Below are 24523 nucleotides of genomic sequence, written 5' to 3'. Positions count from 1 at the left end.
CGGCGCGCTCAGGCCTCCGACATCAGGCCGGCGCGCAGGGCGTCGATCTGCTGCTTCATGTTGACCACTTCCTCCAGCGTGCACTTGGTCGCCTGCAGGATGGACGGCGGCAGCTTGGCCGCCTCGTGGCGCAGCGCGTCGCCGTGCGGCGTGAGCGAGATGATGACCTGGCGCTCGTCGCTGGCGGCGCGCGTGCGGGTCAGCAGGTCGGCCTGCTCCATGCGCTTGAGCAGCGGCGTCAGCGTGGCCGAATCGAGGAACAGGCGCTCGCCCACCTCGGACACGGTCAGTTCGTTTTTCTCCCACAGCACCATCATGACCAGGTATTGCGAATAGGTCAGGCCGAGGGGGCGCAGCAGTTTGCGGTAGATTTTGCTCATCGCCAGCGAAGTCGAATACAGCGAGAAGCAAAGCTGGCCGTCCAGCTGGGGAACGGCGGCGGATGGCGTGTGTGGGGCGGTTTTGGTATCCATGACCATAGTATAGGTAGTGCACTATACAATTGCAAGCTAACAGAGAAAAAATGTTTTGAGAGTAAATCCGCTCGGTTATGATGTGGAAGTAACTAATCAATCGGGAGTTGGGGCGGATGAACATTAAAAAGGCCATCGTGCTCATCGTCGACGAGGCGCCGGACAACCTGATCCTGATGAACGGCCTGCTGCAGGAGCAGTACCAGGTCATGCTGGCCAACAGCGGCCGCGCCGCGCTGGACGTCATGCAGCAGGTGCCGCGCCCGCACCTGGTGGTGCTCGACGTGGCGCTGCCGGACATGAGCGGCTACAGCGTGTGCCATCAGCTCAAGTCCAGCCCGGACACGGCGGGCATTCCTGTCATTTTCCTGCAACAGCGGCCCGACGAGGCGCGCGCCTTCCAGGAGGGCGGCGCCGACGTCGTCGCCAAGCCGGTCGCCGGCGACGTGTTGCGCGCCCGCGTCGACACCCATCTGCGGCTGAGCCACTCGACCGAGCTGCTCAAGCAGCAGCGTAACCTGCTCGAGCACGTGGTCGAGGAAGTGACGCTGGAACTGAGCCAGATGCTCGACGCGATGATCTGGGCGCTGGCCTCGCTGGCCGAAACGCGCGAATACGAAACGCCGAACCACCTGAGCCGCGTGCAGCACTATGTGGCCGCGCTGGGCCGCCAGCTGCAGACGCACAAGCGCTTCTCGGAGGAGCTGAGCGACGCCAGCATCAAGGCGCTGTTCAAGGCCGCGCCGCTGCACGACATCGGCAAGGTGTCGATACCGGACGCCATCCTGCTCAAGCCGGACCGGCTCACCGACGAGGAGTTCAGCGTGATGAAGATGCATACGGTGTATGGGCGCGACGCCATCGTCGACGTCGAAAACCGCCTGGGCTACACCAACACCTTCCTGCGCTACGCGCGCGAGATCGCCTATTCGCACCAGGAGAAGTACGACGGCTCGGGCTATCCGGAAGGACTGGCCGGCGACGCGATTCCGATGTCGGCGCGGCTGATGGCGGTGGCCGATGTGTATGACGCGCTGATCTCCAAGCGCGTCTACAAGCCGGCCTTCACGCACGAGACGGCGATGGAGATGATACGCCAGGGCAGCGGCGAGCATTTCGATCCGGACGTGGTGGACGCGATGCTGACCGTCGAGGAGGAATTCATGGCGATCGCGGAGCGCTACAGCGATCCCGCCTAGCGATGCTTCCGCATATGCTACGCTCGCGCGGCTACCTGGCCTTCATCGTCGGCATCTGCCTGACGGTGGGGACCTGTTACCTGGTGACGACGGCGCAGCATCAGCAAGCCAAGGCCAATTTCCAGCGCGACGCCGACAAGGTCCGGCGCGACGCCGAAGTCCGGCTGCAAACCTATTTCGACATGCTGCTCGGGATCAAGGGCATGTATGCGCTGGAAGACCGCATCGACCGCGCGCGCTTCGACCGCTTCCTGAGCGAGCTGCAGCTGGACCGGCGCTATCCCGGCTTCCAGGCGATCCAGTTCGTGCGCACGGTGCCGGAGGCGCAGCTGGCCGCCTTCAGCGAGGCGGTGCGCGGCGACACCACGCTCGATGCACAGGGTTATCCGGACTTCCACATCCATCCCACCAGCCGCCGTCCGCAGCACTACATCATTGAAATCACCAAGCCGCTGAAGGGCAACGAGAATGCCTTCGGCCTCGACCTGGCCGCGCTGCCGCCGCACCTGAAGGCGCTGGAACTGGGCCGCGACACCGGCGAGATCGTCGCCACCGAGCGCATCACGCTGGTGCAGGACGCCAGCGGCGAACCGGGATTCGTGGCGCGCGCGCCGGTGTACCGCAACGGCGCGCCGCTGCAGTCGGTCGGACAGCGGCGCGCGGCGCTGGTCGGTTTCGTCGCCATCGTCTTCCGCGTCAACACGCTGATGCGCGAAGTGATCGATCAGTCGCTGCTGGAGCACCTGCACGTGCGCATCGAGGACGGCGGCTATCTGTCCGACGTTCTCGCCACGCCGCATGGCGCCGACTCGCTGATGTACGACAGCGACGGCAAGGCCGAGACCCATCAGCCGCGCGGCGCGCCGCTGGACGGGCTGGTGGCGGAAAAGATGCTGCCGGTCGGCCAGCGGCGCTGGGTGATGCGCTTCGAAGGCTACGACGGCGCGCGCTATGGCCGCAATCCGCTGCCGGTGCTGCTGATCGGCGTGGCCGGTTTCATCATCAGCGCGCTGATCGGCGCGTTGCTGGTGTCGACGCGGCGCGTGGTCGACGCCAAGCACGGCCTGGAATACAGCCTGGCCGAGCTGGAACGGCAGAAGGGCAATGTTGAGCAGGCGCGCAGCGACCTGTCGGTGGTGGCGGAGACGCTGAAGCAGGCGCAGACCAATCTGCTGACGTCGGAAAAAATGGCGTCGCTGGGCGCGCTGGTGGCGGGCGTGGCGCACGAGCTGAATACGCCGATCGGCAACAGCCTGCTGACGGCCAGCGCCCTGAGCGACATGGTGCGCGATTTCGAGCGGCGGCTGGCGGATGAGGGCGGGTTGAAACGCTCGGCGCTGGAGGCGCACCTGGCCGACGCGCGCAAGGCTTGCGACATCATGAACAGTTCGCTGACGCGGGCGGCGGACCTGATCACGTCGTTCAAGCAGGTGGCGGTGGATCAGGCCAGCGGCCAGCGGCGCCGCTTCCATCTCGACGAGGTGGTGCACGACACGCTGGCCACCTATGCGGCGCAGCTGCGGCGCAATGTGTGCCTGGTCAGCGCCGACGTGCCGGAGGGGCTGGAATTCGATTCCTATCCGGGCAGCTTGAGCCAGGTGCTGACCAACCTGATCGGCAACGCGCTGCTGCACGGCTTTGACGGCCGCGATTGCGGCACCATCGCCATCGAGGCGCGACGCGAGGCCGGCGACATGGTGCGGCTGACCTTCAAGGACGACGGCGTCGGCATGTCGCCCGGTACGCTGCACAAGATCTTCGATCCCTTCTTCACCACCAAGCTGGGACAGGGCGGCTCGGGACTGGGGATGAATATCGTTTATAACATTGTCACCGGCGTGCTGCGCGGGACCATCAAGGTCGAATCCGTGCAGGGCGTCGGCACCACCGTCACGCTGGTGCTGCCGATGCGGGCGCCGGACGGCGCTGTTCAGTTATAGCGGCGGCGCAGCAGGTCCAGCATCGCCAGGTTCAGCTCCCACGCGTTCGATACTTCCTTTTGCGTGTAGGGCAGCGTTTGCGTGTACGGTACGGGGCCGAATTCCGGCGTCAGCGTCATGCGTTCGGCGCCGGCGGCGCGGCGCAGGCGTATCACCTCATCCCACCACGACAGGTGCGCCTGCAGCGCGGCCTGCGCTTCCGGCGCGCGGAAGTCGGCCACCTGCGGGCCTTGCTGGTGGCCGACGCGCGCATGGATGTGGCGCACGTGCGGCAGCGTGGCGGCCAGCGTTTGCGGCTGGTCTTCCAGCAGCGATTCGCAGGCGCAGCACCAGTGCGACAGGTCGGCCGTCAGCTCCAGCCCGGGCATCTGTTGCAGGTAGGGCAGCAGCAGCATCGGATGGCCGCTGAAGCGGCTGCGGTGGATCTCATGGACGATGGGCACGCCGTGCTCGCGCGAGATGGCGGCCGCCAGCTCCAGCAGTTCGCGGTTTTGCCCGGGCGTGAAGTAGTCCTTGCCGGTGTGCGAGTTCACGTGCAGCGGCCTGGCGGCGCAGGCGTTGTGCAGCAGCTCGGCCAGCGCGGCGCGGTGCGGCTCGAAGGTCGGATGGAACACCGTTTCCCACTGCGCTGCAATCAGTCCGAGGCCGGCGGCGGCGATGCGGCCGGTCCAGTCCTCGCGCGCGGCGGCGTCCAGCGGCAGCGACATTTCGATGCCGTCGAAGCCGGCCTGCTTGACGCGGTCGATGAATATCTGCGGCGCCAGTTCGTTGTTGCCCCAGTGGGCGGCAAAAATCTCGATGCGCATTACAGGAAGCCTCGGACCGGGAAGGCGGCGTCGCGCTGTATCCAGTTCTGCGGCGAATATTCGGTGGCGCCGTCGGTCACGTGCAGCGTGTAGGCGTGGCGCGAGAAGGCCGAACGGTTCGGCGCGCTGTAGTGCGGCAGCAGGCCGTGGAAGCACACCAGGCTGCCGGCCTTGCATTCGAGCGGCACGGCGGTGCTGTTGTCCGGCCATGGCATGTCGCTGAGTTTTTCCATGCGCACGTCGTCGCCGTTGCGCAGGAAGCGTTCGCGCATCGGGCTGCGGTGGCCGCCCGGTTCGGCCCACATGCAGCCGTTGTCCAGGGTCGCGTCTTCCAGCGCGAACCAGAAGGTGGTGACGCTGACGGGCGTGGTGTCGAAGTAGGTGGCGTCCTGGTGCCAGCGCACTTCGCCGCCGATGCCGGGCTGCTTGAAGATGTACATCGATTGCCAGACCTGGGCGTCGGACAGGCCGAGGTCGCGCGCCACGGCGGCCAGCCGCACGTCGGTGGAGAAGGCGCGGAACACCGGGTCGAGGTCGTGCATCGCGTGGCCGATCTTGTTGATCGACAGCGACTTGTCCTGTTTCAGCTGGCCGTCCGGGCCGAAGGCTTCTTCCTCGAAGAAGCAGCGCACCGTGTTGTCCGAACCGAGGAAATAGTCGTCGGTGGTCTTTTCCTGCTCGATGGTGCTGAAGATGCCGGCGCCTTTCGGGTCGAATTCGTTGACAATCTCGGCGGCCCGCCCGCGCAGCGCGGCGATCTCCTGCGGCGTCTTGAAGTTCGGCAGGATGATGTAGCCGTCGGCCTGGAATTGTTGTTTTTGCGCGTCTGTCAGCATGGCGGGCTCCGGATGGGAAGTATCGATGGTGCCATTGTAAGTCCGGGTTCCGGGCCTAACAATCCGCAAAAGGTTGACACATTGTCGCCAATATGGAGACAATCGGGCCATGGACCAGTTACGGGCAATGGAGATTTTCGTCGAGGTGGCAAGGCTGCGCAGCTTCAGCGAGGCCGGCCGCCGCCTGGGGCTGACGCGCGCCATGGTCAGCAAGGCCATCCTGCAACTGGAAGACAAGCTGCAGGCGCGCCTGCTGCACCGTTCGACGCGCGAGGTGAGCCTGACCGATGCCGGGCTGGCCTACCTGGCGCCGTGCATGGCGACGGTGTCGCAGGCGCAGGAGGCGGCGCGGGCCGTCAACCAGGCCGCTCAAGGCGGCGCCGAACTGGCCGGACCGTTGCGGATACAGGCGCCGTCCAGTTTCGGCAGCGAGTGGCTGGCCGACGCCGTGGCGCGATTCAGCCTGCCGCACCCGCAACTGGCGCCGATGCTGACCGTGGACGACGCGCTGCTCGATCCGATCGAGCACGGTTTCGATTTGACGATACGGGTCGGCGGCATACCGGACGTGCATGCGCTGGCGATGCGGCCTCTGGCGCCGTGCCGCGGGGTGCTGTGCGCGTCGCCGGCCTACCTGGCGCGGCACGGCGTGCCGCAGGCGCCGCAGGACCTGGCGCAGCACCGCTGCCTGCATTTCAGCCATCTCACCGACGGCACGGCGTGGCATTTCACGCGGGGCGACGAGCGGCAGACGGTGCGGGTGCAGGCGGCCTTCACCGCCAACAATGGACTGGTATTGCAGCAGGCCGCGCAGCGCGGGCTGGGCATCGTCTACAACACCACCTTCCTGGCGTGGCGCAGCCTGATGGAAGGCACGCTGGTGCCGGTGCTGGCGGACTGGGAGCTGCCGCTGAACCACCTGAGCGCGCTGTATCCGGCCAGCCGCCAGCCGTCGCCCAAGGTGCGTGCGCTGATTGATTTCCTGGTGGCCGAGTACCAGCCGGTGCCGCCATGGGACCGCGAGCTACGCGCGGCTGGGCTACTGGCCAGAGATACTTAACTATCTTTTTCGATAGAAAAGATAGTTAAGTATCATATTGCCAAACGTCATTGCAGAAAGTCTTTGGGGGTCTTCGGGGGCAAGTGTCCGGGGGAGCCGCGCTGGCGCCTAGGCCGCGGCGACCTGCCAGGCGCCGTCGCGGTAGACCGGTTCGTCGTCGAGGTAGACGGCTTCGGTGACCGCGAACACGTCGACGTGGTAGCGCGCGTCCTTGCGCTTGAACTGCGGCTTGGCGTACACGCCGTGCTTGGCGCCCAGCGACAGGTGGATGCCGCACATGCGCTCGAACGTGCCGATGTCGTTGACCATGCACTCGCGCGAGAACGCGCGGTTCATGCCGAAGCCCAGTTCGCGCAGCCATACCTCGCCCTCATGCGCGCGGATGATGGCCAGCATGTTGTCGAATTCCGGCGTGGCGTTTTCGGCGCCGGTCACGCGGCCCTTTTCGACGATCAGCGTGACCGGCGTGGCCGGCTTGTTGACCATGAACGAGGTGTCGCCGAACACGAAGATCCGCACCCGGCCGTTCACCGCCTCCAGGTCGCGCGCCTCGGTGAACACTTCGCCCAGCGGGAACTGGCCGCCGACGTTGTTCATTTCGCTGTAGTCGCCGATATTCAGCTTGGCCGATTCGAACGGCGAACCGAAGACCAGCCGCTCGCCGTTGCCGCTGTCGACCATGCCGTGTCGGGCGCTGTCGATGCGGGCCTTGAGCGCGTGGCCGACGCCCCGGTAGTAGGCCGGGTCGTAGGCCAGCGAAGCGATGTAGTGCAGGCCCTGCTCGCCGGGCATGCGCGACAGGTGCACGTGTTCGATCACCTTCAGGCCGCGCTTGAACAGTTCGATGCGGATGCGGAAGGCTTCAAGCCGGAAGCTGGTCGACTGGACCAGCACCACCAGGTCGCCGCTGTGCATGCCGGCGAAGGCGGACAGCACGTCTTCCGGCGCGACGGTGTCGAAGTCGACGAAGCGCGCGTCCGGCACCACGCGGCGATAGGCCTCGGTCAGCGCGCGGTTGAGGTCGGTGCGGGTGTCGTAGACGATCAGCGCGGCCTGCGGCGCGGCGTGCTCGATGGCCAGCGCCAGCGTGTCGCGCACGTTGCGCTCCGCCGTGTCGACCGCGTGCTCTGGAATGTCGCCGAAACGGCTGGCGGAGGGGGGAAACGTCATGGTGGTGTCGGACTGAAGGATCAGCCGACATTATAAAGTAAGCATCGAGCCCGATTACCCGGCGCGCCACGGTGGCGCTGTTTCTCCTTGTATTGCCCGGACCCGCGATATAGAATCACAAATATAGCCTAGCAGCAACTCCGGCGTAGAGAACAGGAAGCGTGATGAGCGTATTAATGGGACAGGATTTGCCGCTGGAGCGACCGGATTCCACCGGGCGCGCAGCGTTGTTTGTGCCGACGGCAACAATCAAGGACGATGTGCTGGAAACGGTGCGCATGGGGGCGGCGATAGTCGGCTTCGGCAATCACGACCGCACGCTGACCATCTACTACGAGAGCAACCGCTTCAACGAACCCAATCTGGTGAAGTGGGAGCAAAAGGCGCGCAAGGCCTTCGAGCGTCTGGCGGACAACCTGCCGACGGTGTCGAAGATGGTCAGCAAGCCGGAAAACTTCGAGCAGGTCGGCTACATCAGCAGCAAGGGCATCCTGATCCGCCGCATGGAAAAACTGATGAACTGGCTGGAAAAATCCGAAGCGCTGGACACCGCGCCGGCAGGCGAAAACATCGTCTTCACGCCACCGCCCCCACCCAAGAAAATCGCCTGACCCGGCGCCCGCATCGGCGCCTGCCCTGGCGCCTTCAACCAAGGAGACCCGCCATGAAAAACCTGTTCCAGTTCCTGCTGGCCGCAGCGCTGACGCTGACCCTGACCGGCGCCGCCACGGCGCAGGACGCGCCCCGGCGCGGCACCGCCGACGAGGCGGTGGCGATGGTCAAGCGCGCCAGCGAATACCTGCAAAAGAACGGCAAGGACAAGGCGATCGCCGCGTTCAACGACCAGAAGGGCGAGTTCGTGCAGGGCGACTTGTACGTGTTCATGTTCGACAAGACCGGCACCGCGCTGGCACACGGCAACAACGCCAAGATGATCAACAAGCCGCTGATGGAACTGAACGCGGGCGGGGTCTATCCGGTCAAGGAGTTCCTCAAGATCGGCGCCAGTCCGGCCGGCAAGGGCTGGGTCAAATACATGTGGCCCAACTCCATCACCAAGAACCTCGAAGAGAAAAACACCTACGTTGAAAAGTCCGGCGACTATGTCATCGGCGTCGGCATCTACAAATAGCCTGCCGTGCGCTGCGTCGCGCCGCGTCGTTGTATGCTGTTGGAAATATTTCATTCCTCTTGGAGACGATGATGACAAGCAAAACAACGATGGGCGGCGCAGCCGCCGTACTGATGATGCTGGCGCTGCTGGGCGGCTGCCAGAAGAAGGACGACACCGGCGCCGGCCCCGCTGAAACGGCGGGCCGCAGGCTGGACCAGGCCACCGACAAGGCCGGCCGCCAGCTGACCGAGGCGGCGCAGCAGGCCAACCAGCAGATCACCGACGCCGCCAAGGAAACCAGCCAGCAGATCGACAAGGCCACCGACGCGGCCGGCGACAAGCTGAACAAGGCGACCGAGGCCGCCGGCAAGAAGCTGGAGCAGGCCGGCGAGAAGATGCAGGAAAAGGCGCGCGAACGCGAAGCGAGCGCGCCGGCGAAGTAGGCCCTGCGGCGCCCTTGGCGCTTTACAGGCCGGCGTTGACCGGCTTGGCCGGTAATCCGGGCGCCTCGCCCAGCACCAAACTCAAATCGACGAGGCCGGCGTGCCAGGCGGCTTCCAGGTTCTGTTCGATCGCCTCCATGGAGGCGGCCCCGATGTTGTCGAAGCCGCGCACGCCATAGGCGCGATTGCGGCCGCCGGTCTTGGCCAGGTACAGCGCCATGTCGGCCAGGTTGACCACGCGCTCCCACGCCAGCGGCACGCCAGCCGGCGCCAGCGGGAACGGCGCGAAGCCGACCGAGACCCGGACCGAGATGTCATGTTCCTGGTAGCTGACGGTCTGCGACGAAACGCCGGCCAGGATGCGGTGCGCCACCTCGTCGATGCGCCCGCGCCGGATCGCGGGCAGGAAGGCCAGGAATTCCTCGCCGCCCCAGCGCACGATCATGTCGGTCTCGCGCAGCGCCACGCGCAGGCTGTTGGCCACCATCTTCAGCACGATGTCGCCGGCGGCGTGGCCATGGCGGTCGTTGACCTGCTTGAAGTGGTCGACATCGAGCAGGAACAGCGCGCCGATGATGTCGTCGTCGCGCGGCGTGCGCCGTTCGGCGGCGTTGCCCTCGGCCGCCAGGCGCTGCATGTGGTCGCGGAAGTGGCGGCGGTTGTACAGCGCGGTCAGGGGATCGAGCATGGACAGCGCCTTGAGCTCCAGGTTCTTGGTCTCCAGCCGCCCGTGTGCCTGGCGCACCTTGCGATACAGCAGGGCGCCCGCCACCGAAGCCAGCCCAAACACCAATGCCAGCAGCCACCACAGGCGCTGCTGAAGGCGGCGGTTGTCGATCTCGACATCCTTGATCCGGTTCTCGCGGCTGAGCAGCGCGATCTGGCGCTGCTTCTCGTCCGCCGCGTAGCTTTCCTGCAGTTCCAGCACGGCCTGCCGCCGTTTGGACTCGAACAGTTCGTTCGAGATGGCGCGTTCGCGGTGATAGGCCTGGATCGCCCCGGCCATGTCGCCGGCGTCTTCCAGCGCCTGCCCGTATTCCAGCAAGTTGGACTGTATGTCGGGCTTGCTTTGTACGTGTTCGAACCAGGCCAGGCTGGCCTCGAAGCTTTTTTTGCCTTCGGCGATGCGTCCCATGCCCAGGTAGGCCTGGCCCAGATTCGAGTGCGCCGCCGCGTCGCTGCCGGTGAGGTTGAGCCCCTTCGCCTCCCGCAGCGCTTCGGACGCGTACTGCGCGGCCCGCGCGTAGTCGCGCGCCTTCAGATAGTTATCGGCCAGGTTGTTGAGCGTGGGAGGCAGCATGTACCTGGCGCCCAGCTTGCGTTCCAGGGCCACGCAGTCCAGCAGCGCGCGCAGCGCGCGTTCGCGCTGGCCGAAGTTGATCGTCACGATGTATTCGCTGGTTTTCAGCTGCACCATTTGTATCGGCCGGCGCTGTTTTTCCGTCATCGCCGTCAGTTCGTCCAGCGTGGCGTAGGCCTTCGCGCGATCCTTGGTCTGGACATACAGCCGGGTCAGCGCCCTGAGCGCGTAAAACAGCAGCATCTGGTCGTCGTCCACCCCACGGGCGGCGCCGACCGCCGATTGCAACGTGGCCAGCGCGGCGGGAAAGTCGCCCAGCTCGGCGCGGGCCACACCGGCCTCCACCTCGACCTGGGCCAGCAGGGATTTGTCGCCGGCGCGCTGCGCCAGCTGTTCCGCCTCGAAGATATGCCGATGCGCCGCCTTGCTGTCGTCCCGCGCGTAGGCCACCGTTTCCTGTGCCAGCAAGCCCTTGGCCACGATGACGTCGTCGCGCTGGGATCGCCCGTAGGCGACGATTTGATCGGCCGTATCCGCTGCCGCGGCGAGCTGGTTCAGGCGCGTGCGCACCGCGCTGATCTGGGTCAGCAATTCAGCCTGCGTGCGCGGCGCTTCGACGCCGATCCGGGGCTGCAGCTCGAGCAGTTGCGCCAGCGCCTTGTCCGGGAACATGCGGATCTGGTCGCGCAGCTCGATGATGCGTTGGTCCATCTCGGACAGCGGCCGCGCCGATGCCGGCGCCAGCGCCAGCGTGGCGGCCATGACGGCGAGGGCGGGCCGCACCGTCGGGCGCCAAGGCCAAGCGAGGCGGCCGGCTTGCACAGACATCAGGGCGCCGCCTTCGCCGCCGGTTTGAGCGCCCGCACGTTGCCGTGTTCCGAAGGCGGCTGCGGCTGCGGCGCATCGCCCAGCACCACGCTCAGGTCGACGAAGCCGTCACGCCATGCCCGTTCCAGGTCCTGCTCGATCGCCTCCATCGAGGTGTGCTGGAATTTGTTGAAACCGCGTACGCCATAGGCGCGGTTGCGGCCGTGGGCCTTGGCCAGGTACAGCGCCATGTCGACCAGGTTGACCGCGCGCTCCCACGGCAGCGGCGCGTCGGCCGGCACCAGCGGGTAGGGCGCGAAGCCGACCGACACATTGACCGAGATATCGTGCTCCTGGTAGCGGATGGTCTGCGACGAAATGCCGACCAGGATGCGGCGGGCGATTTCATCGATGCCGTGGCGCGGTATCGCGGGCAGGAAGGCGAGGAATTCCTCGCCGCCCCAGCGCACGATCATGTCGGTCTCGCGCAGCGCCACGCGCAGGTTCTCGGCGATCATCTTGAGCACCACGTCGCCGGCGGCGTGGCCGTAGGTGTCGTTGATGTGCTTGAAGTGGTCGACGTCGAGCAGGAACAATGCGCCGACGATGTCGTCGCCGTGCTGGCCGCTCTGCCTGTCGGCCAGGTTCATGGTGCGCATGAAGTCCTGGAAGTGGCGGCGGTTGTACAGGGCGGTCAGCGGGTCCAGCGTGGACTGCGCCTTCAGTTCCATGTTCTTCACTTCCAGCCGCGCGTTGGCATGACGCACCTTGCGGTACAGTAGGCCGACCACCATCGACGCCAGCGCGAACGCCGCGGCCAGCAGCCACCACACGCGCTGCTGCAGCCGGCGGTTGTCGATCTCCGCGCCCTTGACCTGGTTCTCGCGGCTCAGCAGCTCGATCTGGCGCTGCTTCTTCTCGGTCTCGTACTTCTGCTGCAGTTCCAGCATGGATTTGCGGCGCTGCGCCTCCGACATCTCGTCCGACAGCGCGCGCTCGCGGTGATACGCCTGCACCGCGCCGGCCATGTCGCCGGCGGTTTCCAGCGCCTGGCCATATTCCATCAAGGCTTCCTGCAGATGGGGCTTGAGGTCGTTCTTGTCGAGCCATGCCATGCCGGTCTCGTAGTATTTCTTGCCCTCGGCGACGCGCCCCAGGCCCAGGTAGGCATGCCCCAGGTTCATGCGCGCCTTCGACTCGCCCAGCGGGGACTTGTTGGCCACCGCCTGCCGCAGCGCTTCGGACGCGTGGTGCGCCGCCGATGCGTAGTCGTGGTTCTTCAGATAGAGATTGGACAGGTTGACCTGGGTCGAGACGAGCAGGCGCCGCGCGCCCAGTTTGCGTTCAAGATCGAGATTGTCGAGCAGCGCCTGCAGCGCGCGCTTGGGTTGGCCGAAGCGGTTCGCCACCTCGTATTCCATAAACTTGGCTTCGATCGACAGCGCCGTGGAGCGCAGCCTGGCCGTCTCCTTCTCGAGTTCGTCCAGCGAGGCGAAAGCTTTGTCGCGCTCGCTGGTCTGGACATGGAGATACGTCAGCTGCAGCAGCGCGTTGACCAGCAATACCGGATCTTCGCCGGCCTGGCGCGCAAGCCGGACCGCCGCTTGCAGGTGGTCCAGCGCGGTCAGGAAATTTCCCTGGCGCGCGCTGATCTCGCCGGCGGTGGTGGCGGCCTGCGCCTGCAGCGCCTTGTCGTTGGTGGTGTAAGCCAGCTTTTCCGCGTCGAGGGCCAACTGGTGGGCGGCCTTCGCGTCGCCGCGCGCCCCGACCGCGATCGCCTTGACGCGCATGCCGTGGGCGATGACGACATCGTCGTGCAGGGATTGGCCGTAGGCGATGATCTGCTCGGCCGTCGCCAGGGCCGCGTCGTTCTGGCGCATGAGCCGCTGTGCAAGGCCGATCTGCACCAGCCGCTCTGTCCGGGTGAGCGGAGGCGCGTCGTCCATCCGCGGCTGCAGCGCGAGCAGTTGCGCCAGCGCCTGGTCGGGATCGATGCGACCTTGTTCGCGCAGGTCCAGGATGCGCTGATCCAGCTCGGAATGGGCCAGTGCCGGTCCCGCCGCCAGCGCGGCCAGGACGGCCGCGCCCAACGCCAGCGACCGTGCTCCGGACAACCACCCTCGATGCTTGCTAACCTCCAACTGACGCCCCCGATCTATATTTTGACAAAGATGCGCTGTCAGTGCCCGGGTTCCTGGAGCACGCGCTTGAGCGGCACGACATTGCTGTGCTCCGATGGCGGTTCGACCCGTTCGCCGCCGAACACCACGCTCAGGTCGACGAAGCCGGCGCGCCAGGCGCCCTCCAGATCCTGCTCGATCGCTTCCATCGAGGTGTGCTGGAAGTTGTTGAAACCGCATACGCCGTAGGCGCGGTTGCGGCCGTGGGCCTTGGCCAGGTACAGCGCCATGTCGACCAGGTTGACCGCGCGCTCCCACGGCAGCGGCGCGTCGGCCGGCACCAGCGGGTAGGGGGCGAAGCCGACCGACACATTGACCGAGATATCGTGCTCCTGGTAGCGGATGCTCTGCGACGAAATGCCGACCAGGATGCGGCGGGCGATTTCGTCGATGCCGTGGCGCGGTATCGCCGGCAGGAAGGCGAGGAATTCCTCGCCGCCCCAGCGCACGATCATGTCGGTCTCGCGCAGCGCCACGCGCAGGTTCTCGGCGATCATCTTGAGCACCACGTCGCCGGCGGCGTGGCCGTAGGTGTCGTTGATATGCTTGAAGTGGTCGACGTCGAGCAGGAACAATGCGCCGACGATGTCGTCGCCGTGCTGCGCGCGTCGTTTTTCGTGCTGGTCCCGTTGGTCGCCCTGCAGGTTCATGCTGCGCATGAAGTCCTGGAAGTGGCGGCGGTTGTACAGCGCGGTCAACGGGTCCAGCGTGGACTGCGCCTTCAGTTCCATGTTCTTCACTTCCAGCTGCGCGTTGGCATGGCGTACCTTGCGGTACAGCAGGCCGACCACGATCGACGCCAGCGCGAACACCAGTGCCAGCAGCCACCACACGCGCTGCTGCAGCCGGCGGTTGTCGATCTCCGCGCCCTTGACCTGGTTCTCGCGGCTCAGCAGCTCGATCTGGCGCTGCTTCTTCTCGGTTTCGTATTTCTCCTGCAGCTCCAGCACGGATTTCTGCCGCTGCGCTTCAAACAGCTCGTTCGACAGCGCGCGTTCGCGGTGATAGGCCGACACGGCGCCCGCCAGGTCGCCCGCCCGTTCCAGCGATTCGCCGTATTCGCGCAGGGCCGACTGCAGGTCAGGCTTGTTGTTCTCCTGCTCGTAGCGGGCCATGCCGGCTTCGTAGCTCTTCTTGCCTTCGGCGATGCGGCCCAGGCCCAGGTAGGCCTGGCCCAGGTTGACGCGCGCCGTGCCCTCGGTGGACTTGTCGCCGGTCAGCAGCGTCGAGCGCAGCGATTCTGCCGCGTACTGCGCGGCGCGCGCGTAGTCGTGCTCTTTCAGGTAGCTGTCGGCCAGGTTCACCAGCGTCACGCCGATCATGCGCTCGGCGCCCAGCTTGCGCTCCAGGTCCAGGCTTTGCAGCAGCGCGCGCAAGGCGCGCTTGGGCTGGCCGGAATCGATGGCCAGGCCGTACTCGGTATTCTTGGCGATCGCCATGCGGCCGGGCGACTTGAGCTTTTCGCTTTCCGTCAGCAGCTCGTCGAGCGTGGCGGAGGCCTTGTCGTATTCCTTCATCTGCGTGTACAGCGTGGTCAGCGCGTTGAGCGCGGCCGGCAGCATCGCCGGATCGTCGTTGACCTGGCGCGACATGTCGACGGCCGCCTGCAGCTTGACCAGCGCATCGGGGAAGTTGCCCTGCTCGGCGTAGGTCTGGCCGGCGGTGACGGTGGCCTGCGTGCGCAAGGCCAGGTTGCTGGTGGCGAGCGCCAGCTTCTCGGATTCGAAGGCCAGCCGGTGCGCGGCCTTGACGTCGGCCTGGGCGAACAGCACGTAGACCTTGGCCAGCATGCCCTTGGCGATGATGACGTTGTCGCGCAGCGTCTTGCCGTAGCTGATGACCTGCTCGGCCGCAGCCAGCGCCTCCTCGTTCTGGCCCAGGCGCATGCGCGCGGCGCTGATCTGGGTCAGCAGTTCGGCTTGCGTGTAGGGGGCTTCGGTGCCCACTTCGGGCGCCAGCTTGAGCAGCTGGGCCAGCGCCTTGTCCGGCACGAAGCGGCTTTGTTCGCGGATGTCGAGGATGCGGTGGAACAGTTCGTTTTTCGCCGTGTCGGCCGCGGAGATGGGCGCCGCCGATTGCGCCAGCGCCGGCGGCAGTGCCAGCGACAGCGCCAGCAAAGTCCCCGCCGCGACGGCGCGCGGCCTTGCCTGCTTCAGCAACCAGCCATTTTTCATCCCTGCCAACACACGCCCCCGATTGTCGTTTGCACTTGTAAAGTGTCTAGACAATTATATTCTTGTTGCAGTCGAGAAAGCCCGCGCGGCGATGATTTTTTCCATCAAAATGCACAGTATTTGTGGTTAAAAAATTAACAATGTGGCCGACCGTGCCATTTATTTCTACTGTTTTGACAATGTTGTTCAAGCTGCCAGTTGCTGCAGCAGGTACAGACGCTGGTACAGGCCGCCGTCGATCTGCATCAGGTGCTCGTGCGGTCCGGTCTCGGCGATGCGGCCGTGATTGAGCACGATGATGCGGTCGGCGTCGCGGATGGTCGACAGGCGGTGGGCGATGGCGATCACCGTCACCTTGCCGCGCAACTCGTCCAGCGCGGTCTGCACGATCTGCTCGGTTTGTGAATCGATGTGCGAGGTCGCTTCGTCGAGCAACAGGATGCGCGGCCGGCCGGCCAGCGCGCGGGCGATGGCGACCAGCTGCTTCTGCCCGACCGACAGGCGCGAGCCGCCTTCGCCCAGCGCGGTGTCGTAGCCCCGGTCGAGCGCCATGATGAAGTCGTGCGCGTGGGCGGCGCGGGCGGCCGCTTCGATCTGCGCCTGCGTCAGGCCGCGGCCCATGTCGATGTTCTCGCGGGCCGAGGCGGCCAGCAGGAACGGGTCCTGCGGCACCAGGCCCACTTCGGCGCGGAAGCGCTCGTTGGCGATGGCGTCGAGCGGCATGCCGTGGATGGCGATGCTGCCATGCCTGGCCGGATAAAAGCGCAGCAGCAGCGACAGCAGCGTGGACTTGCCGCTGCCGGTGTGGCCGACGATGCCGAAGAAGGCGCCTTGCGGTATCTCCAGCGACAGGTCGTGCAGCACGGTGTTGCCTTCGTTGTAGGCGAAGTTGAGGTGGCGGATGGCGACGGCCGGCACGTGGCTGTCGTTGGCCGCGGCGCGCGCGGTGGCCAGGCCGGCGTCCTTGCCGGCGTCGCTGGCGGCGTCGTGCTCGTAGGCGGTCGCCTCGTCCAGCAGCGTGGCCACGCGCGCGGTGGCCACCACCGATTGCTGCAGCTGGCTGAATTGCATGGTGATCTGGATCAGCGGTTCGATCACGCGCGCCAGGTAGCTGATGAAGGCGTACAGCACGCCGACTTCGGTGGCGGTCATCTCGCGCTTGCCGAACATGAAGATCACGGCCGCCAGCAGGATGATGTTGAACATGTCCAGCGCGGGACGCAGCAGCCAGGCGTTGGCGCGCAGCTCGGCCAGGCGCGCCGTGTAGTGCTGCTGGTTGGTGTCGGCGAAGCGGGCGCCGAAGCGCGCCTCGGCGTTGTTCGCCTGCAGCACGCTCATGCCGCCTATCGATTCGGCCATCTGGCCGTTGATGTCGCTGCGCAGCGCGCGGGCGCGGGTGACGGCCGGCGCGCTCCAGCGCTGGTACAGCCAGACGATCAGCAGCACCGCCGGCAGCAGCGCCAGCACGATGAGCATCAGGTGCCAGTCCAGCCAGGCCATCGCGGCGACGGTGCCGACCAGCACGATGGAGGAGTCGAGCATGACGAACAGCACCTGGATGTACAGCGTCTTGACGGCTTCGGTATCGTTGGTCACGCGCGACACCAGCTGGCCGGTGATGGCGCGGTCGAAGAAGGCCATCGGCAGCAGCAGCACGTGGCCGTAGACCATCTCGCGCAGCCGCATCACCGAGCGCATCGCCAGGCCGGACAGGCGCACCAGCTGCAGGTAGCGCAGGCCGCTGGCGATCCAGCCGGTGAACAGCACGCCGGCCAGCAGGGCGGCCATGCGCGGCCAGTCCAGGTGGTGCGGCAGCAGGTGTTCGTCGATCAGCGCCTTGCCCATGATGGGGCCCAGCACTTCGAGCAGCGCGGCCAGCACCAGCCACATGACGGCCCAGCCGAGATGGTGCTGGTCGGGCAGCGCGGCCCGGCGCAGCAGGGAGACCGCCTGCCAGGTCTGGCGGCGGGCGGAGACTGCGGGGGAGGCGGCGGGTTTAGAGTGCATCGAGACTGGCTTCCAATTGTTGATAGCGCCACTGGCTGGCATACCAGCCGTCCTGCTCCAGCAGCTGTTCGTGGCTGCCGGTTTCGCTGATGCGGCCGTCGCGCAGCACGACGATCAGGTCGGCGCTGACGACGGAACTGAGGCGGTGGCTGGCGATGACGGCGCTGCGGCCCTTGCGCGCCTGGCGCAGTTCTTCCAGGTGCTGCAGGATGCGCGTTTCGGTGCCGGTGTCGACGGCGGACAGCGCATCGTCGAGCAGCAGCAGGTCGTTGTCGGCCAACAGCGCGCGGGCGATGGCGACGCGCTGGCGCTGGCCGCCCGACAGCGTGATGCCCTTCTCGCCGATCTGCGTTTCGTACCCCTGCGGGAACTGCAGGATGTCGTCGTGGATGGCGGCCAGGTTGGCGGCATGCTCCACCTGCGCGCGGCTGGCGCCGGGGCGGGCCAGCGCGATGTTGTCGGCGATCGAGGCCGAGAACAGGAACGACTCCTGCGGCACCCAGCTGATGGCGGCGCGCAGCGCGTGCAGCTTGTATTCGTCCAGAGCATGGCCGCTCCATTGCACGCTGCCCGATTGCGGCGTCAGCTGGCGCAGCAGCACGCGCAGCAGGGTCGACTTGCCGCAGCCGGTGGGGCCGACCAGGCCGAGCGTCTGGCCCGGCTTCAGTTCGAGGTCGATCTCTTTCAGCGCCGGAATGCTTTGTTCGGCGTAGGCGTAGCTGACGCCGCGCAGCGACAGCGGGCCCGGCGCGACGCTGGCCAGCGTGCCGTGATCGTCGATGGCCAGCGGTGCGTCGAGCATCGGCTGCAGGCGCTGCCAGGCCGCGCGTCCGCGCTCGATCAGCGACAGCACCCAGCCGGCGGCGAACATCGGCCAGATCAGCTGCCCGAGATACATGGTGAAGCTGGTCAGCGCGCCGATGGTCAGCTGCTGTTGCCAGATCAGGTAGCCGCCCAGGCCCAGCGTCAGGCCGCCGGCCGCGGTCAGGGTCAGGCCGACCGCCGGTTCGTAGGCGGCCTCCCACACCTGCGCGCGCAGGCTGGCGTTGGACGCGTGCTGCGCCAGCTCGCCGAACTGTTTGGCGCTGCGCTGCTCGAGGCCCAGCGCGCGCAGGGTGCGCACCCCGGACAGGGTTTCCTGCACGTGGTCGTTGAGCGCGCTGAAGCGCTTCAGCGAATCGGTGGAGGCGGTGTGGATATGGCCGGAGATGTACCAGAACGCCCACGCCATCAGCGGGAACGGCAGCAGCGCGATGCAGGCCAGGCGCCAGTCTACGCCAAGCAGCATCACGCCCAGCACCATCACCAGCGTCAGCGCGCCGTCGAAGCCGGCCAGCATCGCTTCGCCGGCGGCCATTTCAATCGCGTCGATATCGTTGGTGGCCAGCGCCATCAGGTCGCCGGTGCGCTGGCGCTGGTAGAAGGCCGGGCCTTGCAAGGTCAGGCGGGTGTACAGGCGGGTGCGCAGCGACACGCCCAGCTGGTAGGCGGCGCCGTACAGGATCTGGCGCCAGCCGACGCGCAGGAAGTAGATGCAGGCGCCGATCAGCAGCAGCGAACCGATTTCCATCAGCAGCGCGTTGCCGCCCAGCGTGTGGGCGGCCAGGCCGTCGATCATGGCGCCGACCTTGCGCGGCACCCAGACGGTGAGCGTGGCGACGCCGGCCAGCATGGCACCGGACAGGATATAGGCGCGGCTGTGCTGGCGGACGAAGCCGCCGATCAACGCGGATAATTTTGACATGTTGCCTCAGAAGCGTGGGGCCGGCGGACAAGCACCGGCGCTTAGCCCGCTAGGATACAACATGGCTGCCGGATCCGCCCGGCACGCTGCGGGACTTTTATTTCTTGGCTTTGGCGCCGCTCAGCATGTCGAGCTGCTTGCCGGCCGGTTTGGCGGCCTGCTTGGCTTTCGGCGCCTCGACGGATTTCAGCGCGGGCTTGCCTTCAGCCGCCACCGGCTTAGGCGGCGCCGCCGGGAACGATGGCTTGGCGGCGACCTTGACGTCGATCACGTCGCTGGCTTCGGGCACCGGCGCGGCGGCCGGTTTCGGCTTGGCGACCTTGGCGGGAGTTTTCGGCGCGGCCGGCACGGCCACCGCTTCGTTGGCCGGCGCGGCGGCGGTGGCGGCGACCACCGGCGGCTTGGCGACCGTGGCAGGCGGCGCCACCGCTGCCGAGACGGCGGCCGCCAGCGCCGGCGGCGTTGCCTTGGCGGCGGCGGTCACCGGCGCGGTGGTCAGCTCGGTCACTTGCTTGATGGTGCTTTGCGCGGTCTGGATCAGTTCACTCTGGACGTCGGTGGCGATGGCGTACAGCTGGCGGCCGTAGGCCAGCAGGCTGTCGAAACTGGCCGGCTCGGCGGTGCTGAGGCTGAAGAATTCCTTGGGATCCTTGGCTTCCAGCAGTTTCTTCGCGGCGGCGGACGACTTTTCCACCGAAGCCTTGGTGGTGCTGATGTTCAGGGCGATGACCTTTTCCGCGCTTTCCACGGCGGTGCTGGCAAACGTGCTGAAGATGTTGAACTGGGCTTCCAACTGGGATTTCGTAGCTGCGGAAAACTGTTCGGTGATCGAAGACATGGTTTCTCCTGGGGCGATAGAATGATCAGTGCGTATTGGCGTATGGATATGGCAGCGCGGTATGGCAGTGCCCGGAAGGCGCATTATGATGCAATGCAATAATCCCATTCTAGCGACGAAAGTGGGGCTTGGAAAGTTATTTTTTCTGCTATGGCGCAAAGCTTGCAACAAGTAAAAATGCCGCATAGACACTATCTGTCTATAATTTGATTTATAACAACACGCACGGCCGGAAATGCAGACAATTAGTGCATCGCAACAACTTACTGGAGAACGCTGAATGGATGTCGTCATACGCAATGCCAACCTGGCCGACGGACAACAAGGCGTCGACATCGCCATCGAGCACGGCCGCATCGCCGCCATCGGCAAGGCGCTGCCGCTGCGGGCCGCGCGCGAGATCGACGCCGGCGGCGATCTGGTCAGCGCGCCCTTCGTCGACGCCCATTTCCACATGGACGCCACGCTGAGCTACGGCCTGCCGCGCGTCAACGCCTCCGGCACCTTGCTCGAAGGCATAGCGCTGTGGGGTGAGCTGAAGCCTGACCTGACCCAGCAGGCGCTGGTCGAACGGGCGTTGCAATATTGCGACTGGGCCGTGGCGCGCGGGCTGCTGGCGATCCGCACCCACGTCGACGTCTGCGACGACCGCCTGCTGGCGGTCGAGGCGCTGCTGGAAGTGAAGCGGCTGGTGGCGCCCTACCTGGACCTGCAACTGGTGGCCTTTCCGCAGGACGGCGTGCTGCGCAGCCCGACCGCGCTGGCCAACCTGAAGCGCGCCATCGCGATGGGCGTCGACGTGGTCGGCGGCATACCGCACTTCGAGCGCACCATGGCCGACGGCGCGGAATCGGTGCGCATCCTGTGCGAATTCGCCGCCGAACAGGGCCTGATGGTGGACATGCATTGCGACGAGTCGGACGATCCGCTGTCGCGCCACATCGAAACGCTGGCCTACCACAGCAACCGCCTCGGCCTGCACGGCCGCGTGGCCGGTTCGCACCTGACGTCGATGCATTCGATGGACAACTACTACGTCAGCAAGCTGCTGCCGCTGATACGCGAGGCGGGCGTGGCGGCGATCGCCAATCCGCTGATCAACATTACCCTGCAGGGCCGCCACGATAGCTATCCGAAGCGGCGCGGCATGACGCGGGTGACGGAGCTGCTGGCGGCCGGCGTCGAGGTGGCGTTCGGCCACGACTGCGTGATGGACCCGTGGTACAGCCTGGGGTCGGGCGACATGCTGGAAGTGGCGCACATGGGCCTGCACGTGGCGCAGATGACGGGGCAGGACGCGATGCGCGCCTGCTTCAACGCCGTCACGGCGGCGCCGGCGCGCATCCTCGGGCTGCAAGGCTACGGCGTGGCGGTCGGCTGCCATGCCGATCTGGTGCTGCTGGACGCGGCCGATCCGGTCGAGGCGATCCGCCTGCGCGCGGCGCGGCGGCTGGTGATGCGGCGCGGACAGGTGATCGCCGAATCGCCGCGCGCGCAGGCGCAGTTGAGCTTGCCTGGCCGGCCGCCGGTGGTCGGCTTCCGGCTCGGCCGCTGAGACGGGCGCGGCCGTCCGCACGGCTGCGCAAGCTGGACTTGCCACCGGAAATACATGACAATCGAACACTGTTTAACCGGCTTGGAGCTACCGTGAAAGAAATCGCCATCCGGCCCGCGGCGGAAGCCGACTTCGCCGCCATGTGGGGCATCTTCCAGCAACTGATCGCCAGCGGCGACACGTTTTATTTTGCCGCCGACACCAGCCGCGAAGATTGCCACGCCTACTGGTTCGGCCCCGGCGTGCAAACCTTTGTGGCGATCCACAACGGCGAGCGGCTGGTCGGCATGTACCGCCTGATCGCCAACCAGCGCGACCGCGGCGCCCATGTGGCCAACGCCTCGTTCATGGTCAGCCCGGCGGCGCAGGGCGTCGGCGTGGGCAAGCTGCTGGGCCGCGACTGCCTGGACCGCGCGCGCCGCCAGGGCTACCTGGCGATGCAGTTCAACTACGTGGTCAGCTCCAACACGCCGGCCGTGCTGTTGTGGAAAAAGCTCGGCTTCTCGATCGTCGGCACCCTGCCGCGCGCTTACCATCACCGGCTGCTGGGCTACGTCGACGTCTACGTCATGTACCAGTTGCTGGAAGACCCCTCTCATTGGCCCGACGCATGAAAATACTGGACACCGAACGCCTCACGCTGCGCACCATCGGAGCCGATGACGCAGCCTTTTATTACGAACTGGTCAACGATCCAACCTGGCTCGAGCATATCGGCGACAAGGGCATCCGCAGCGTCGAAGGCGCGCGCGCGGCCATCCTCGAAGGCCCCTGCGCGATGCAGGAGCGGCTGGGCCATTCGCTGTACGTCATGGAGCGCAAGAGCGACGGCAAGCCGCTGGGCTTGTGCGGCCTGATCAAGCGCGACAGCCTGCCCGGCGTCGACATCGGCTACGCGATCCGTCCGGCCTGGTTCGGCCAGGGCTATACCTACGAGGCAGCCGCCGCCGTGGTGCGCTACGCGCGCGAACAGCTGGGCATGAAGCGGCTGCTGGGCATCACCAATCCGGCCAACACCAATTCCATCAATCTGCTGGAAAAGCTGGGCATGAGCTTTGTCGAGTTGCAGATGCTGCCGCCGGATGGCCGTCCTACCAATATTTACTGCATCGAGTTCCCGCCCGGTTGAGCTGATATGTTGCAGGGGTGAGAATTCGATAGAATTTTCATGCCACGGCCTTGGATTTTCCGGCCGCTGGGCGCATGATGAATCTGAAGAAACTGAAGTTGCCTATTGCCGAAAGGGTCAATATGAAACTCTCCAATCTGAAGATCGGTGTGCGTTTGGGACTGCTGGGCGCGTTCTTCTTCGTTGCGCTGGCCGTCGTGGCCACCGGCGGCTGGCGCGCGCTGGAGAGCAGCAACGTGCGCAGCGCCGAGGCCATGCAGCGCTCGGTGACCCTGAGCCAGGCCATCGACGTGGCGCGCAGCGCCCAGGTCGAATTCAAGATCCAGGTGCAGGAGTGGAAAAATACCCTGTTGCGTGGCAACGATCCTGCGCAGTTCGACAAATACAGCAAGGCCTTCGTCAAGGGCGGCGAAACCACCCGCGCCGAACTGCAAAGACTGCAGGCACTGCTGGCCAAACTCAATCTGCGCACGCCACTGGTCGACGAGGCGATCGCCACCCAGAACCAGCTGGTGACGCGCTACATGGCGGCGCTGGAAAAATATGATCACGCCAACCAGGAAAGCGCTCACGTGGTCGACGCGCTGGTCAAGGGCATGGACCGCGAACCGACCAAGAAGATCGACGACATCGTCGCCTTCATCGGCAAGGAGTCGCAGCGGCTGATGCAGGAAATGGACGCCGAAAACCAGGCCGCGCATGCGCGCGCGATGCTGGCGATGGGCATCACGCTGCTGGTCACGCTGGTGGTCGGCTGCGTCACGGTGGTGTGGCTGATCAAGAGCATCACGGTGCCGCTGGACGAGGCCGTCAGCATGGCGCAGACGGTGGCCGGCGGCGATCTGCGCAGCGAGGTGCATGTGACCAGCACCGACGAGATCGGCGCGCTGCTGGGCGCGCTCAAGCTGATGCAAAATAACCTGTGCAGCATCGTCGGCAAGGTGCGCACCGGTACCGAGAGCATCCACGGCGCGGCGGTGGAAATCGCCGCCGGCAATCTCGACCTGTCGGGCCGCACCGAGGAGCAGGCCAGCTCGCTGGAGGAGACGGCTGCCGCCATGGTGCAGCTGACCACCACCGTGCAGCAGAATAACGTCAACGCCGCCGAGGCCTGCAAGCTGGCCGATACGGCGTCCACCGTGGCCGCGCGCGGCGGCGACGCGGTGGAGCAGATGGTGCGCACGATGGGCTCGATCAACGAGTCGTCGAAGAAGATCGTCGACATCATCGGCGTCATCGACGGCATCGCGTTCCAGACCAATATCCTGGCGCTGAACGCGGCGGTGGAGGCGGCCCGCGCGGGCGAACAGGGCCGTGGCTTCGCCGTGGTGGCGTCCGAGGTGCGCAACCTGGCCCAGCGTTCGGCGGCGGCGGCCAAGGAAATCAAGGCGCTGATCGGCGATTCGGTCGAGCGCGTGGAGGCAGGCAGCCGGCTGGTCGGCCAGGCCGGCGAAACCATGTGCGAGGTGGTGGCCAGCGTGCAGCGCGTGACGGCCATCATCGGCGAGATTTCCATCGCCAGCGGCGAGCAGCGCGACGGCATCGAGCAGATCAGCCTCGCCATCAACCAGATGGACAGCGTGACCCAGCAGAATGCCGCGCTGGTGGAGGAGGCCGCCGCCGCCGCGGACGCGCTGGAGCAGCAGGCGGCCAGCCTGACGGAGGCGGTCAGCGTGTTCAAGTTGCAGGAACAGAGCGCCGCGCCGGCCGCGCATGGGCCGTCACGCCGGATGCTGGCGGTTGCCTGA

20 protein-coding genes are annotated in these 24523 nt (G+C 66.2%); 10 read left to right on the top strand and 10 right to left on the bottom strand.

Annotation, left to right across the window (positions count from 1 at the left end; genetic code table 11):
* Window positions 1–8 precede the first annotated feature (8 nt).
* Window positions 9–473: a MarR family winged helix-turn-helix transcriptional regulator gene (locus ABWW33_RS19945; RefSeq protein WP_176652726.1), complete on the bottom strand. Its 465-nt coding sequence runs from the start codon at window positions 471–473 to the stop codon at window positions 9–11.
* 116 nt (window positions 474–589) lie between these two features.
* Between ABWW33_RS19945 and ABWW33_RS19940 the strand changes: the two genes are divergently transcribed.
* Both ABWW33_RS19940 and ABWW33_RS19935 read left to right on the top strand, forming a co-directional pair.
* Window positions 590–1672: an HD-GYP domain-containing protein gene (locus ABWW33_RS19940; protein ID WP_353403369.1), complete on the top strand. Its 1083-nt coding sequence runs from the start codon at window positions 590–592 to the stop codon at window positions 1670–1672.
* Window positions 1673–1686: 14 nt separating this feature from the next.
* A complete protein-coding gene (locus ABWW33_RS19935; protein ID WP_353403368.1) occupies window positions 1687–3612 on the top strand; it encodes a CHASE domain-containing protein in 1926 nt (641 codons plus the stop codon).
* Here the strand turns inward: ABWW33_RS19935 and ABWW33_RS19930 are convergent.
* Complete coding sequence (locus tag ABWW33_RS19930) at window positions 3603–4418, bottom strand: IolE/MocC family protein (protein WP_353403367.1); 816 nt, start codon at window positions 4416–4418, stop codon at window positions 3603–3605. The genes ABWW33_RS19935 and ABWW33_RS19930 overlap by 10 nt on opposite strands.
* Window positions 4418–5254 (bottom strand): phytanoyl-CoA dioxygenase family protein, encoded by an 837-nt coding sequence (locus ABWW33_RS19925; protein WP_353403366.1) that lies wholly within the window; start codon window positions 5252–5254, stop codon window positions 4418–4420. Before ABWW33_RS19925 ends, ABWW33_RS19930 begins: the two co-directional genes overlap by 1 nt.
* A gap of 109 nt (window positions 5255–5363) precedes the next feature.
* Here ABWW33_RS19925 and ABWW33_RS19920 point away from each other — a divergent pair, with 109 nt between their 5' ends.
* On the top strand, window positions 5364–6314 hold the full coding sequence (locus ABWW33_RS19920) for a LysR family transcriptional regulator (RefSeq protein WP_353403365.1): 951 nt from the start codon (window positions 5364–5366) through the stop codon (window positions 6312–6314).
* Window positions 6315–6422: 108 nt separating this feature from the next.
* On the opposite strand, the gene ABWW33_RS19915 is transcribed toward ABWW33_RS19920, so the two are convergent.
* Window positions 6423–7484, bottom strand: a complete 1062-nt coding sequence (locus tag ABWW33_RS19915; RefSeq protein ID WP_353403364.1) for a M29 family metallopeptidase — start codon at window positions 7482–7484, stop codon at window positions 6423–6425.
* Between the two features lie 164 nt (window positions 7485–7648).
* On the opposite strand from ABWW33_RS19915, the gene ABWW33_RS19910 reads away from it, so the two are divergent.
* The 3 genes from ABWW33_RS19910 to ABWW33_RS19900 all read left to right on the top strand — a co-directional run bounded on the left by ABWW33_RS19910 (window position 7649) and on the right by ABWW33_RS19900 (window position 9041).
* Window positions 7649–8095, top strand: a complete 447-nt coding sequence (locus tag ABWW33_RS19910) for a hypothetical protein (protein ID WP_176652731.1) — start codon at window positions 7649–7651, stop codon at window positions 8093–8095.
* A 53-nt stretch (window positions 8096–8148) separates the two neighbouring features.
* Window positions 8149–8616: a cache domain-containing protein gene (locus ABWW33_RS19905; protein WP_176652732.1), complete on the top strand. Its 468-nt coding sequence runs from the start codon at window positions 8149–8151 to the stop codon at window positions 8614–8616.
* A 68-nt stretch (window positions 8617–8684) separates the two neighbouring features.
* On the top strand, window positions 8685–9041 hold the full coding sequence (locus ABWW33_RS19900) for a F0F1 ATP synthase subunit B family protein (RefSeq protein ID WP_353403363.1): 357 nt from the start codon (window positions 8685–8687) through the stop codon (window positions 9039–9041).
* A gap of 22 nt (window positions 9042–9063) precedes the next feature.
* On the opposite strand, the gene ABWW33_RS19895 is transcribed toward ABWW33_RS19900, so the two are convergent.
* The 6 genes from ABWW33_RS19895 to ABWW33_RS19870 form a co-directional block, all read right to left on the bottom strand.
* Complete coding sequence (locus tag ABWW33_RS19895) at window positions 9064–11169, bottom strand: diguanylate cyclase (protein ID WP_353403362.1); 2106 nt, start codon at window positions 11167–11169, stop codon at window positions 9064–9066.
* A complete protein-coding gene (locus tag ABWW33_RS19890; protein WP_353403361.1) occupies window positions 11169–13262 on the bottom strand; it encodes a tetratricopeptide repeat-containing diguanylate cyclase in 2094 nt (697 codons plus the stop codon). Before ABWW33_RS19890 ends, ABWW33_RS19895 begins: the two co-directional genes overlap by 1 nt.
* Before the next feature lie 65 nt (window positions 13263–13327).
* Window positions 13328–15502, bottom strand: coding sequence for a tetratricopeptide repeat-containing diguanylate cyclase (locus ABWW33_RS19885; protein ID WP_353403360.1), 2175 nt, complete (start codon window positions 15500–15502; stop codon window positions 13328–13330).
* 186 nt (window positions 15503–15688) lie between these two features.
* The gene (locus ABWW33_RS19880; RefSeq protein WP_353403359.1) at window positions 15689–17509 is read right to left on the bottom strand and encodes an ABC transporter ATP-binding protein; all 1821 of its coding nucleotides are present in this window, start codon (window positions 17507–17509) and stop codon (window positions 15689–15691) included.
* A complete protein-coding gene (locus ABWW33_RS19875; protein ID WP_353403358.1) occupies window positions 17499–19253 on the bottom strand; it encodes an ABC transporter ATP-binding protein in 1755 nt (584 codons plus the stop codon). The genes ABWW33_RS19880 and ABWW33_RS19875 overlap by 11 nt, the downstream gene beginning before the upstream one ends.
* 97 nt (window positions 19254–19350) lie before the next feature.
* Complete coding sequence (locus ABWW33_RS19870; RefSeq protein ID WP_353403357.1) at window positions 19351–20091, bottom strand: phasin family protein; 741 nt, start codon at window positions 20089–20091, stop codon at window positions 19351–19353.
* 280 nt (window positions 20092–20371) lie between these two features.
* Between ABWW33_RS19870 and ABWW33_RS19865 the strand changes: the two genes are divergently transcribed.
* The 4 genes from ABWW33_RS19865 (at window position 20372) to ABWW33_RS19850 (ending at window position 24523) form a co-directional block, all read left to right on the top strand.
* On the top strand, window positions 20372–21646 hold the full coding sequence (locus ABWW33_RS19865; protein ID WP_353403356.1) for an amidohydrolase family protein: 1275 nt from the start codon (window positions 20372–20374) through the stop codon (window positions 21644–21646).
* Between the two features lie 92 nt (window positions 21647–21738).
* Window positions 21739–22260, top strand: coding sequence for a GNAT family N-acetyltransferase (locus ABWW33_RS19860; RefSeq protein WP_353403355.1), 522 nt, complete (start codon window positions 21739–21741; stop codon window positions 22258–22260).
* Window positions 22257–22775 (top strand): GNAT family N-acetyltransferase, encoded by a 519-nt coding sequence (locus tag ABWW33_RS19855; protein ID WP_176652740.1) that lies wholly within the window; start codon window positions 22257–22259, stop codon window positions 22773–22775. The genes ABWW33_RS19860 and ABWW33_RS19855 overlap by 4 nt, the downstream gene beginning before the upstream one ends.
* Window positions 22776–22897: 122 nt before the next feature.
* Window positions 22898–24523 (top strand): methyl-accepting chemotaxis protein, encoded by a 1626-nt coding sequence (locus ABWW33_RS19850; protein WP_353403354.1) that lies wholly within the window; start codon window positions 22898–22900, stop codon window positions 24521–24523.

This window comes from Duganella hordei (assembly GCF_040369125.1).
In the GTDB taxonomy this organism is placed as follows: domain Bacteria; phylum Pseudomonadota; class Gammaproteobacteria; order Burkholderiales; family Burkholderiaceae_D; genus Rugamonas; species Rugamonas hordei.
The sequence above is the reverse complement of the archived record's forward strand: the minus strand, read 5'-3'. Positions and strand labels throughout refer to the sequence as shown.